General features: G+C 44.2%; 10 protein-coding genes. 3 read left to right on the forward strand and 7 right to left on the reverse strand.

The features are described from left to right. Positions 1-48: 48 nt before the first annotated feature. Positions 49-1,104 carry an alpha/beta fold hydrolase gene (locus OCU49_RS08050; protein ID WP_261844462.1) on the reverse strand — a complete coding sequence of 352 codons (1,056 nt, stop codon included), beginning with the start codon at positions 1,102-1,104 and terminating at the stop codon, positions 49-51. Positions 1,105-1,212: 108 nt separating this feature from the next. Between OCU49_RS08050 and OCU49_RS08055 the strand changes: the two genes are divergently transcribed. Beyond that, on the forward strand, positions 1,213-2,115 hold the full coding sequence (locus OCU49_RS08055; protein WP_261844463.1) for a LysR family transcriptional regulator: 903 nt from the start codon (positions 1,213-1,215) through the stop codon (positions 2,113-2,115). Between the two features lie 297 nt (positions 2,116-2,412). Here the strand turns inward: OCU49_RS08055 and OCU49_RS08060 are convergent, their stop codons facing one another. Then, positions 2,413-2,967: a carboxymuconolactone decarboxylase family protein gene (locus OCU49_RS08060; RefSeq protein WP_261844464.1), complete on the reverse strand. Its 555-nt coding sequence runs from the start codon at positions 2,965-2,967 to the stop codon at positions 2,413-2,415. A 126-nt stretch (positions 2,968-3,093) separates the two neighbouring features. On the opposite strand from OCU49_RS08060, the gene OCU49_RS08065 reads away from it, so the two are divergent. Beyond that, positions 3,094-3,675, forward strand: a complete 582-nt coding sequence (locus OCU49_RS08065; protein ID WP_261844465.1) for a TetR/AcrR family transcriptional regulator — start codon at positions 3,094-3,096, stop codon at positions 3,673-3,675. A 406-nt stretch (positions 3,676-4,081) separates the two neighbouring features. Here the strand turns inward: OCU49_RS08065 and OCU49_RS08070 are convergent, their stop codons facing one another. From OCU49_RS08070 to OCU49_RS08085, 4 genes are all read right to left on the reverse strand, one after another. Beyond that, positions 4,082-5,056, reverse strand: coding sequence for a cytochrome-c peroxidase (locus tag OCU49_RS08070; RefSeq protein ID WP_261844466.1), 975 nt, complete (start codon positions 5,054-5,056; stop codon positions 4,082-4,084). Positions 5,057-5,330: 274 nt separating this feature from the next. After that, positions 5,331-5,564, reverse strand: a complete 234-nt coding sequence (locus tag OCU49_RS08075) for a DinI-like family protein (protein WP_261844467.1) — start codon at positions 5,562-5,564, stop codon at positions 5,331-5,333. A 354-nt stretch (positions 5,565-5,918) separates the two neighbouring features. Next, on the reverse strand, positions 5,919-7,166 hold the full coding sequence (locus OCU49_RS08080; RefSeq protein ID WP_261844468.1) for a GGDEF domain-containing protein: 1,248 nt from the start codon (positions 7,164-7,166) through the stop codon (positions 5,919-5,921). A gap of 150 nt (positions 7,167-7,316) precedes the next feature. Further along, positions 7,317-8,276: an ABC transporter substrate-binding protein gene (locus OCU49_RS08085; protein ID WP_261844469.1), complete on the reverse strand. Its 960-nt coding sequence runs from the start codon at positions 8,274-8,276 to the stop codon at positions 7,317-7,319. Positions 8,277-8,403: 127 nt separating this feature from the next. Here OCU49_RS08085 and OCU49_RS08090 point away from each other — a divergent pair, with 127 nt between their 5' ends. Beyond that, positions 8,404-11,229 (forward strand): EAL domain-containing protein, encoded by a 2,826-nt coding sequence (locus tag OCU49_RS08090; RefSeq protein ID WP_261844470.1) that lies wholly within the window; start codon positions 8,404-8,406, stop codon positions 11,227-11,229. A 108-nt stretch (positions 11,230-11,337) separates the two neighbouring features. Here OCU49_RS08090 and OCU49_RS08095 read toward each other — a convergent pair whose 3' ends face one another. Then, entirely contained in the window at positions 11,338-12,165 is an 828-nt protein-coding gene (locus OCU49_RS08095; protein ID WP_261844471.1) for a helix-turn-helix domain-containing protein, read from the reverse strand. Positions 12,166-12,173 lie beyond the last annotated feature (8 nt).

The raw sequence follows: 12,173 nt of genomic DNA on the forward strand, positions 1-12,173 counted from the left end.
ACATTCCGTTTGGTATTTTCGCGTGGCTATTGCTCAGAAAGTAAGTTTTTAGTTTGAGTGTTCTTCTAATCTCATAAACGTTGTAACGAGATGAGATATTTTTTCTGGAGCATCTTCAGGACTATAGTGACCTACATTTCGTAAACGATGTACTTCTCCATTTGGAAAGGCTTGCTGAAACAAGGGGATAAAGTATTTTGAAGAGAGGGTACGGTCTGCTTCTCCCCAAATTGCTAGAGCGGGCTTCTTCGCCAGATTTTTTAGAGTTGTTGAATCAGGTTTTTCAAATTCATGTTTGCCTAAAGCAAACCCTTTTGCCCATCCAATAGCGCCTAAAGTATGCTCTGGTTTAATAAACGCAGCTCTATATGCATTTAACCAAGTGTCTGAAATTATTTCATTTCTTTCGAATCCATTAAGTTTCAGTGTCGAAAGTATATTGTAATCTAACTGACTTAATACTTGCTCGAGTACACCTTCGTTTTCAGCTTTCAATATCCACTGAAACCAAGGGGATTCAGAAGCATTCGCTATGATTTTTTCCATAAGGTCGGGTTGCCCTAAAGGAGTGGGGCCGTTTATCGATACTATTCGCTTAATCCTTTCCGGATGTCTAATTGCCAGGCCCATTCCTACCGGACCACCAAAATCATGCATAACTAATGTAATGTTACGTAAGTCTAATTTGAGAACCAGTTTCTCAATATTATTAATATGATCCTGTAGCCAGTAAGTTCTATCATCAGGTACATCGCTTTTACCGAATCCCATATGGTCTACAGCAACAACACGATTTCTTTCTTTCCAAAATGAAATTTGATGGCGAAAAAGGTAACCCCAAGTAGGCTCACCATGTAACAAAAGCATCGTATCAGGCCCTGTACCTTCATCGATATAATGCATCCGAAAACCTGAAATATCGGAGTACCTTGCACGAAATGGCCAAGTCCCATCGAAAGTTTCATCTTCGAGTGTCGTGTTTTTATTGGTAATCATGAGTTTTTCGCCTCTGGTATTTTGTGCATGAGCGTCCAAAGTAGTTGTTAATAGCAATAGCTTCAGGATGAATACACATGTTGTTTTGAGTGTTAAAAGCCGATCCATTTCAACCTCCCGATTGATTGATTTTTAATCTAATATATGTGTCTTTTTTGTTCTGATAAACTCATCAATACAAGAAACATTTATGTGTAAAACGCAAAGGTAAAAGGTATGGATAGCATATTAGGTATGCGGACATTTATACGGGTGGTTGATACTGGAGGGTTTTCTTCTGCTGCACGCCAGGCGGGTATAGCCCCGTCGTCAGTGTCACGGCAAATAAATGAATTAGAGAAGGCTTTAGGGGTGCAGTTGTTTCAGCGGACGACCCGAAAACTAAGTCTGACGGAAGCAGGGTATGTTTACTACGAAAGAGCTTGCCGTATTCTTACCGACATTGATGAGACTCTTCTGGCGGTCTCTCAAACTGAAGATCCATCAGGGGTATTAAAAATAACAATGCCAACAGGCATAGGAAAAGCACTCATTATTTCAGCGTTACCTAAGTTCATGAAACAATATCCAGACATCAAAATTGTAATGTCCATGTCTGATCAGTTAACAAATATTGTAGAGCAGGGTGTTGATGTTGCTATCCGAATTGGGCAATTAAATGATTCTAGTCTTAAGGCTAGAAAGATTGGCGAAAGTCGCAGAATCGTATGTGCTAGCCCTGAATATCTTGAGCGGGAGGGCATGCCTAAACACCCTAAAGATCTTGAAAAGCATAACTGCCTCACCTTTCGTAATTATCCCGGTCAAAGTGTGTGGGAATTTAGAAAAGCGAACAATATACAAGAGGTAAAAGTCTCTGGGAATTTCTTCGCTCATAATGCGGATGCTTTAATTGCAGCTGCTATTTCAGGATTAGGTTTGATTTTACTTCCAAGCTGGAATGTAGAGTTAGAATTACATCAGCAACATCTCAGACAAGTTTTACCTGAATATAAAACAGAGCCTCATTTTAGCCCTGTTTGGGCATTGCATTCACATCAAAGAAAGACGCCACCTAAAATTAGTGTTTTTATAGATTTTTTAATCGCTCACTTATCTGAAAATAAGATACCTTTCTAAGTTATTGCTTCAAAAAGCTTATTCAAGCCTGCTGCCAGTCCTGGCTTGTTGAATAAGCACATGATTATTTTTGCACGGTATAGCTGCATGTCAGCCAGATTCAATTGCAGTTTCTAACTGCAGATTAGTCGTCAGCGATATAGAAGCTAATGGTGACTTGCCGGTTTTCGGCAGACTTATGCCAAGGGTGGTCTTCGATGTGCTGGTGGATACGCTTAAGTAATTCAGTGATTCCAGCAGTTGGATGTACTTTGGGCAATATTGCGCGGCCAGAGCCGCGCCTTGAAAACTTAAGAATTAACTATTCTTTGTCCAGGAGAATTGTACAAATGGCTTATCCAATGGTGTATCTGCGAAATGGTTGACGTAATTACTCATCACTTTTTGAGCCATACCTAGTGTGATTTCCAGTAGTTGTTGCTGGGCGTAGCCTGCTTCATAAAATGTTGTTATCTCCTCTTCAGACAACCTGCCACGTTTTCGTAGCATAGCCAGCGTCGTATCCTGGAGTGCCTGTAGTTTTGTTGTCGGCATTGGGGCACCGTTTCTTAGGGCATCAGTTAGAGCAGGATCCACTTTCATCATGTGGGCAATGCCAGTGTGAGCGGGAACACAGTAGTGGCATTCATGCTCGACATTGATGGTCTGCCAGACCACGGTTAATTCTTCGGCATCAAACGAGGTGGCTTGAAATAGCTCATGTAATAGTTGGTAGCTTTTTAGTAGTACAGGGGATTCGGCCATTACCGCGTGAAGGCCCGGGATCATGCCGAAAGCTTGCAGAGATTTCTCCAGTAGCGGTTTACTCTGTTCTGGGGCTGATTCAAGGGTATGAAAGGTAAAAGTACTCATGGTCTCTCCGGTTTAACACCTAATTTCAGGGCTTACAGGTTGTAAGTTTTATTACCTTAGCTGGCTTTGAACGATCGTTCAAGATATTCTTGAACGAATGTTCAAGAGTGTTTAGAGAATCGCAATATGGTAGTAACTACAAAATATGATCGTCAGGATGCAATTGAGAGGGCGACAGATCTGTTTTGGGAAAAGGGCTTTCATGCAACGTCCATGCGTAATATTCAGCAAGCTATCGATATGCGCCCAGGAAGTATCTATGCCAGCTTCGGTAGCAAGGATGGTCTGTTTAAAGAGACTTTGCAGTATTACGCTCATAATACCCAGGAACGGATACAAGCTTATGTAGAGGCGGCAGAGTCGCCGCTTAAAGGGCTAAAACTGTTTATTCAAGATTCTGTTATTGGCTGTCAAGAGTCGACACCAAGTGGTATGTGCATGCTTGTTAAAACTGTCTCAGAACTGACTCAGGACAATGCTGATTTATTAGCCGAGGCAAAATTGCTGATTAGAGAGATTGAAGCAACTTTTGCTGAAGTACTAGTACAGGCTCAAGCATGCGGAGAGTTGGATCAGGCTGGAGTTCCAGAGCGAATGGCGCGCTACCTGCAAGTGCACCTTATGGGGCTACGTGCTTACGTTCGGGCTAACGATGGTGACGACCAGATAAGCGAACTGATCGATGATATGTTTGAGAATTTAGGCTAATGAACCCAGATTAAGGTCTTTCTTCTCGTTCATCGATCTATTTCTATTGCTCGTGTAATTATTCGCATCAAATTCAGAAGTTTTTTGGTTCTATTCAACGGACTAGTAAGTGGTGGTAATTATGCGTTCGAATGGCTTTATCGAGTGATATCCCTTGGTGCTGATGTAAGGTAATTATTCGTAACTCAATGTTTCTTGAACAGATGGATAATACTTGAAGTGGAGAGTTAGTTCATTGTCATGAAATGATCAAAGATCAAAATTTGCTGCTCTTATCCGGAGAAAGCATACAGTTTCATATGCAGTTTTTAATGGCTTTTTATCGGCCTGCTTCGTTCATTTAGTGATGATCAGGTGTAAAAGTCTCGGATAACTACGCAACTAATAATAGGATTTCTGAAGGGCCTCATGGCAACAGTTCCGGATGAGGAGTACCACTTAAGCTGCTCAGAAAAGCGATAATCAAACGCACATTCTTAGTTGAGATTTCCAGGCCGAGCTGGTGACGCCCCATCAGAGTAACAGCTTGCTCCAGTGTCTCGATGGAGCCGTCATGGAAGTAGGGTGGGCTGTCTGCGACATTGCGTAAAGAAGGCACCCGGAACACCTGGCGATCATGTTCTTCTCCTGTGCTGTTGTAGCGACCGAGGTCACTTAATGTATTCTTCGCATTGTTGTAATTGTAAGGGTTGATAACACCTATTTTTTGTAACAAGTTCCCGCCAACTTTCTTACCCTGATGGCATGACACACAGCCGTAGCGTTTAAATAATTCATAGCCGAGTACCGCATCTTTACTGATAGCTTGCTGATTGCCCTGCAGATAGGCGTCGAAGGGTGATGGTGTTGTTAAGGCCAGTTCATATTGCGCAATGGCAACAGCTATGTTGGTTTGGGTGATCCCGTCGGGGTATAGCTGCGTAAATTGCCTGACATAATGAGGTTGATTCTTTAGCCGTTTAACCAGTTTAGGCCAACTCAATCCCATGATGTTTTCTTTGAACATCAGGTTACTGATTTGTTTTTCGACCGATGAAATCTGACCTTCCCAGCCAAGTGGGTAGTTATTAGAAAGGTTGAATATAGAGCTAGGGTTGTAACGGCTGAAGCTGCCGTCATTTTGTTGGGCTTTTGCCTGGGGAATGCTGCCGCCATGATCAAACCGGTGACAACTTGCACATGACATACTTTGTTTTGCTGAAAGCATCTTATCGAAAAACAGTTGTTTGCCTAACAGCATCTCAGCATTGATTTCTGCTGGCCATTTAACAACAGTGATCGGTTCCTGCGCATACAGCTTCGCAACTAAACTTAGCTGTAAAATTAGTATCCATATCAGAGGAATCCAGATGACTCTATGAGATAGCAGATTTCGTTTCATTATGATCAAAAATTACCCTACGAACGCTTATCGCCAGCTTAAGTTTGTGTATCAGTAATTGCCACTGTTCAGGTAACCAAGTTGGTAAATTTGCTTGAGAAGTTATGTTCAGCTTTTCTGATTACGCAGTTACTGTTGCGAAGATATCTCAATTTATCCGGCCTTAGCAGGCAGATTCAGTGCCCGAAACCTTGTATGTTGGGTTAGCTGTAAATGAAATGAGAGTTGGTGAACATTAGGTATGTGTAGACGGGTATGTTCTTAAGTATCAGTTTTATTCCTGCAGCCATTCACAGGATTCTTCAAACATTTCTTCAAGCATATAGCTTATTGAGGTTTTTACCGGTTTAGCTGCCCCTATGACCGACAATTGAAAGCTATGTCCCTGGCGCAGGAATACATGGGCAGTTGGATAGGCTTTGGATAGCCTGCGTTTCATTTCTGTATCCAGCTTTTCAAAACCACCATCAGGCAGATACATTTTGTTTACTGTCATTTCTATAAGCATGACAAATCTCCGGGCGATACAAAATTACTGTTTATTTATACACTGTATGTATAAACAGTTCAATATTGTCGTGGTACATGAGTTTAGAGTAAGCACCGAGAACTTAGTGGCAGGCTTCACCATATCAATGTGTTTAAGTTCGGAGTTTCCAGCTGTGCTGGTGTAATTCGAAGTAGCGTAGAGGGAGGGCTGAAAGCGATGGCCCGCAAGGGGGGGGCAGTGTTGGGTTTTATGTGTCCGGGTGTGTCTGGCTTTTAGAACCAAGAACAGTCAGCTTCTGTTCTTGGTTTTTGGCATTCTTTCCAACTAGCACAAACGGGTAACATGACAGTGCAAGTAATGTGTTGTTCTAACTCAGGCAGCGATCTCGGCTAATGAGCATACCCGGTTACGGCCCTCATTTTTTGCCCGGTATAGCTGCATATCAGCCAGATCCAGCTGTTTTTCTAACTGCTTATCAGAATAGTCGTCAGCAATACCAAAGCTCATGGTTACTTGCAGGTTTTCGGCAATCTCATGCCAGGGATGATCTTCGATGTGCTGGCGTATGCGATTAATTATTTCAGATGCTTTATGCGGACCGGTATTTGGCAGGGCCAGTACTATTTCTTCACCGCCATAGCGGGCGAGAAGGTCAGTGGCGCGGATTTCTCTCTGGAGAATTTCAGCGATTTTCTGGAGGACCGCATCACCGGTTGCGTGGGAGTAGTTATCGTTGATTTTTTTGAAGTGATCAACATCCCCAAGAACCAGGGTAAAAGGCGCCTGATGGCTGATAGCTGCTGCCTGTGTTGAACTGGCCTCTTCATTGAAAAAACGTCGGTTATACAGGCCTGTCAGTTCATCCCGGATGCTCAGTTCTTTCATTTTCTCGGCTTGCCTGGCAATAAGGGCCCGGGATTCTTCCAGTTGTCTGTAGGTTTTAACCAGTTGATCATTCATGCTGTTGAATGATTGGGAAAGCTGGCCGATTTCGTCTCTGGAGTTCACCGGTACCTGTTGTTCGAGATGACCTTCAGCCATCCGGTTAACTGCACTTGTAAGGTGCTGCAATGAGTTGGCCATTCGGTTGGCACCCCAAATACCTAAGGGGAGTATCGCTGCTAAGGCTGCAAATATTGAAAACAGCAGGGTTTCTTCAAGCGCATGAATAAACTGCTTCTCATTGTCTGACAGAGGGAGTTCACCATCAGCGATAGCGTAGGCAACGGTTTGGTTATTCATCTGAATGCTTTCAGGTTCATCCAGATCTTTGATGTTGACTGAGTCGCCAATCCTGAACCCTGCACCGGGAATAATGACGTGGCCATTTTGGTCAAAGAGAGCAACTTCTATTGGATGTGGAGATATTCCGGCGGCTTGCTCTGCAAGTTGATTGTCAGGTGAAGCAGAGAATGCGCGGGCATCTGCAGCAGTACCCCAGGAGTTTTGTTCCTGGATGTAATGCGAAATTGATTGTTGGTAGGCCACTGCTTGTTTTCGTAATGCACCTTCCAGCATTTCATGCTTAACCATGTGAGGTGTGGCAAACATTACAGTCGCGCCGACCAGGAGGCAGGTGAGTGTAAGAGCACTGATGAGTTTGAAGCGAATAGACAGCATAACTACCTGCTTTAATCAGATGATTTCAAACGATTTAAGCAGTTCAGTGGCAGCTTAACCATTCAAAACCTAACACAATGGGGAGTTGGAGCAGGGGCAAAATACTAAATGATTATGCCTTTCTTACTGCAACTCCGGTTACTGGTGCTATTACTTAGCGTCTAACTGAGGGATTAATGAGAAATTCCAGTACTGGGATTCCTGTTGCGTCTCAGGTTCGCTGATTGTGCCGGCTGTACCATAGAAATCCAGATCAGACTGAAAAGCTGTTTTCTGCCCGCCATCGTTAGGGAAGGTGCTTTCAGCGATCATTTCCTGCATATATTGCAAAATCTGATCGTCTTTCAGGTCGGGTAGCAACGCGTATTTGTTGCGTTGCTGAAGCACAAAAGCTGGATTGCTGTTTAGGGCCTGCCATACAGACAGCAACTCAGCGGTGAGTGTTTTCAATTCATTTTGATGGGTCTTAAGAAATGTTTCGTGGGCATATAAGGCCTCATCCGATGCGTTAATGTTGGGAATTGGCAATACCTGAAAGGGTGAGTCGGGCATCGATAACAGTCTGTTCTTGCGCTCGGTATCGACCACAGTGGCGTGAATCCGGCCATTCAACATGGCGTTAGTACGCACGCCAGACCCTGGCAGGTAAATCATTTTGCTGTATTTGATACCGTGCTTTTGCGCCATCATGTTGACGAGTGCTTCAGTTCCGGAGCCTTCGCCGTGGGAATACATTTCCACACCATCGAGCTCGCTCCAGCTTTTGTAATAGCGGGTATCGATAACCGGATGGAAGCGCAGCATGCTCAGCTGATAAAACATCCGGATAGGGGCTTTGTCTTGTTGGATTTTTTGGTACGGAGTACCCATGCCTACGTCGGCATGCTGGTTAACTATACTGCGAAGTGCCATGCCTTCAGAGAGCATGTAACTGACTTTGACATCTATGCCTTTCTCTTTGGTTCGTTCGATGGCAATAAGGGCGGGCAGCATATCAACACCAGGCAGATCATTGAGTGCGACCCGGATTGTGTTCTTTTCTGGTGCAGCCTGAACAAAGAATCCTGTCAGTAAAAATGACAGTACGAACAACCTAGTTATTTTCAACATCGTATATTTCTCTGGTAGAAGCTTATCCGTTAAGGATATTACAAAAAGAGTATATACTGCACGTCGAGCCAAGGTATTCTAGGCTTTTAAGCACATCTTATATTTGTTACCGAGGGGTAAGGGCTAAGTGAGTACTTCTCTTCAGCGCAAATTTGTATTGCCGATTTCTGTTGGGGCAATTTTGCTGATCATTTGCGCTGCGGTAACCACGCATCTTGGATTATTGCCGGACCTGCGGTCGCAACTTCATAAACGCGCCGAGCTGATGTTAACCACTATTCGTGCAGCATCAGAAATCAACCCACAATACCAGGACCTGCGTCTGGCGCTGGAAGAGATTACCTTACAGACATCCGGGGTTTACGGTATTACGTTGGCGACGCTGAATCCGACGATTATCTGGGCTTCCAGTACTCACCCGGATGCAGAGCTGAATAAGCATACCGCTGACATGCTAGCTCTACTGGAGAGTAGTGCTGAACAGCATTTATTTGGCGATTTTATTCAGAAAAATGGCGATGTCATCGTTGTTTCTCCCTTACGCTTATTTAAAAAGACACCGGCTCAGGAACTGGAGAGCTTTGCTGATCTGGTTTTGCCTACAGGGGTTGAGGTATCCAGTGCCTATACACTTCAGTCTGATGATTATGAAGGTATTTTGTATTTACGCTTTAACTGGGCGGAAGTTGAAGAGTTAGCCTACAAAGACCTGGTTAACGATGTGCTTGCTATAACAGCCGCTATTGTATTGATGCTAGTACTTTCAACTGTGACTGTTTATCAGGTAATTCTTAAACCGCTGAACCTTATTGCGCAGACAATTCGCTCGCAAAATACAGGTGAAACAGACGCCCGTACCAAGCAACTGACTGATGATGAAATAGGTGTATTAGGTCAGTCGATTAATGAAATGCTGGATGCGCTGAATGCACGGGATAAGCTGCTAAAGGCTGTCGTGAATCACCTGCCTGTCGGATTTGCACTGAATGATATCGATGGCAAAAGCCTTATCCGGAACGAAGCTTATAAAACTTCTTATCAGTCACCTTCGCTGAATGAAGAGGTCCGGGGAAGTGTTCTGGACAAGCAGGCGAGGTTGCAACAGCAGGTGATCTCTGTCGGTGAAGCTGCCAGATATGAAGAGCAACTGCAGAGCGCTGATTCAGATCGTCATTATGAAACAACAGTGTTCCCTGTATTCAATAGCAAAGAGGATATTGAATGGGTAGGGACGCTCTGTTTCGATATTACCGAAAAGAAAGAACGTGAGCTGAAACTGACTCAGCTCTACAAAGCGGTTGAATCGGTGAAAAGTGGCATTGTTATTTGCCTCTATGAAGATCCGGGTTTCCCTATTATTTATGTGAATCAGGCTGTTACAGAACTGACTGGCTATGAGCCACTGGAGTTATTGGGTAAGAACCCAAGGGTTTTCGGTTCCAGCAGCGCAGACCGGGCCAGCCTGGATAAGATCAGTCATGCGATAAAAACCAAAACGCCTTGTACTGTTGTTATTCAAAATATTCGTAAAGATGGCACGCCGTTCTGGAATGAATTCACGCTGTCGGTGATTACCGATAATAACGGCAAAGCGACCCATCTCGTCGGTGTTCAGAATGATGTGACTGAGCGCATCAATGCGGCCAGAAAAATTGAGCATCTGGCGTATTTTGATCCGTTAACAAATATCCCTAACCGGAATCTGTTTAATGACCGTCTGACACAGGCACTGGCAGAAGCAAACAGGGAAAATAAGCATGTAGCTGTCCTGTATGTGGACCTGGATGGCTTCAAAGCTGCTAATGACACTTTTGGACACAATATTGGTGATCAGCTGCTTAAAGAAGTTAGCTTGCGGATGAAGCAATGCATTAGGGATGAGGATTCTCTGGCGCGTATGGGCGGCGATGAATTCACGATTCTGATACCTAACCTCAGTCCAGAAGAAGAGCTGGTTAACCTGCCGAAAGTGGTTAACCGTATAAGAGAGCAGCTCAGTACACCGTTTGAAATTGCCAGTAATATTATCCATATTTCCGGCAGTGTCGGGATTAGCCTTTATCCGAAAGATGGGCGTACTGCCGAAGAGCTGTTGATCAGTGCTGACCATGCCATGTATTACGCGAAAGAAAGCGGCAAGAATACTTTCCGTTTCTTCCAGCCAGAAATGAATCGGGTGATTGAAAAGCAGCAGATTCTTGAGTCTTCATTGCGGGAAGCTGTACATGGCAAAGCTTTCTGTCTGCATTATCAGCCTCAGGTAAATTTGAAAACAGGCGCAGTTGAAGCTGAGGCGCTGATTCGTTGTGAGCATCCGGCTCTGGCTGATTTATCTCCGTCGGTCTTTATTCCTGTGGCTGAGCAATGCGGTTTAATTGATGAAATCGGTGTTTGGGTCATAGAACAGGCGTGTGCTGATTTAGCCGGTTTCATTGAGGATGGTTCCAAAATCAATACCGTCTCAATTAATATTTCGCCGCATCAGTTTAAGCGACATAACCTTACCGAAGTGATTCAGCGTTGCCTGAAACAATATCAGCTTGCCCCCTCCGGGCTGGTCGTGGAAATTACCGAGAATGTGATTCTCGATGATTATAATACCGCCCGTGAACATCTGAATGAGTTGCGGGATTTAGGCGTCAGTATTGCTATTGATGACTTTGGTACAGGCTATTCTTCTCTGACCTATCTGAAGCAGCTACCTATTGATACTTTAAAGATTGATCAGCACTTTGTTCAGGGCTTGCCTGAAAACTCAGATGATGTACATATCGTTAAAGCGATTGCCGGGCTGGCGAAGGGCATGGGACTTAACTTGTTAGCCGAAGGTGTGGAGACTGAAGCGCAACTGGCCTTTATTCAGGATCAGCTGGATTGTTATCTGGTGCAGGGTTTCATTATTTCTCAACCACTTGATAAAGCCAGTCTTAAAGCATCAGACTTCTATTTATAATCTTCTGATCGTTTCAGTATTACCTTTATCACTGGCTTCAGCTCATCCTGTCTGAGCAGGGATGAGCTTGGTCAGGCTGTAGGTTTGTTAATAGTAACGCCTGCCTGTTCAGCCATTAGCCGTCATAAATGTCTTGTCGTTGTAGCTTTCTAAATGCAGCTTTTCTTTGATGTCGTCACGGATTTCCGGGCTATCGATAGAGAACAGGCTGCACTGCTGCAAAGCCTGCTTCATGCTGACACCGTCATCAATTTTTTCTAACACGGCATGGGAACAAAATGGCCGGTGATCTAAACCACCTGAGATTGCCATTGTCAGCCCGGGGAGCAGATCAATACGGGTGCGATTGGCAGGGTAATAAATACGTTGCCCCCAGTTATTCAGCGTCAGGGTTTCAATATCGGTAAAGACTAAGCGGTCACGAATTGCCTGAACGAAACCATGGTAGCGAACATTAAAGTGACGGGTTTTGTCTTTGTCTTTGTAGGGTAGGCGCTCGATAGATTTAGTCAGGGTGACGTTATCTTTCTCGTAAACACTGATCAGAGCCCGTAAGACTTTGCCTGGGTTAGATGGTGAGCAGTAATAGTCATGATAGAGGCCATGATAAGGCTTGAGGATTTCCTGGGACTTATCTGAGCTTTGCATTGCACTGTTGAACAGCTCCTGCAGTGGCTGAGCACCGGTATCCGGTTGCGCGACACGAGGCTTATGGTTTACCAGTTGCTTGAATTCTTCGGGTGGCAAAAACAGCTCGTCTTCTTCGAGCCCAAAAAAATCATTAATTTTACGCAAACTGCTAAGCGAAGGGCTACTTTGTCCACCGAGGTATTTATTGAATTGCTGGCGGTTGATCTTGGCCAGCTTAGTTACCTGGGATATTGAAGAATAGTATGAGCACAAGGTACGTAAATTAACTGCCAGATTATTTGTCACTAAGCCTG

The organism is Aliamphritea ceti (genome assembly GCF_024347215.1).
Taxonomy (GTDB): domain Bacteria; phylum Pseudomonadota; class Gammaproteobacteria; order Pseudomonadales; family Balneatricaceae; genus Amphritea; species Amphritea ceti.

Bases quoted from the DNA above. Each gene is read 5' to 3' on its own strand.
- OCU49_RS08060 (WP_261844464.1), bottom strand. From the start codon at position 2,967: ATGAGTACTTTTACCTTTCATACCCTTGAATCAGCCCCAGAACAGAGT.
- OCU49_RS08080 (WP_261844468.1), bottom strand. From the start codon at position 7,166: ATGCTGTCTATTCGCTTCAAACTCATCAGTGCTCTTACACTCACCTGC.
- OCU49_RS08050 (WP_261844462.1), bottom strand. From the start codon at position 1,104: ATGGATCGGCTTTTAACACTCAAAACAACATGTGTATTCATCCTGAAG.
- OCU49_RS08065 (WP_261844465.1), top strand. From the start codon at position 3,094: ATGGTAGTAACTACAAAATATGATCGTCAGGATGCAATTGAGAGGGCG.
- OCU49_RS08070 (WP_261844466.1), bottom strand. From the start codon at position 5,056: ATGAAACGAAATCTGCTATCTCATAGAGTCATCTGGATTCCTCTGATA.
- OCU49_RS08085 (WP_261844469.1), bottom strand. From the start codon at position 8,276: ATGTTGAAAATAACTAGGTTGTTCGTACTGTCATTTTTACTGACAGGA.
- OCU49_RS08075 (WP_261844467.1), bottom strand. From the start codon at position 5,564: ATGCTTATAGAAATGACAGTAAACAAAATGTATCTGCCTGATGGTGGT.
- OCU49_RS08055 (WP_261844463.1), top strand. From the start codon at position 1,213: ATGGATAGCATATTAGGTATGCGGACATTTATACGGGTGGTTGATACT.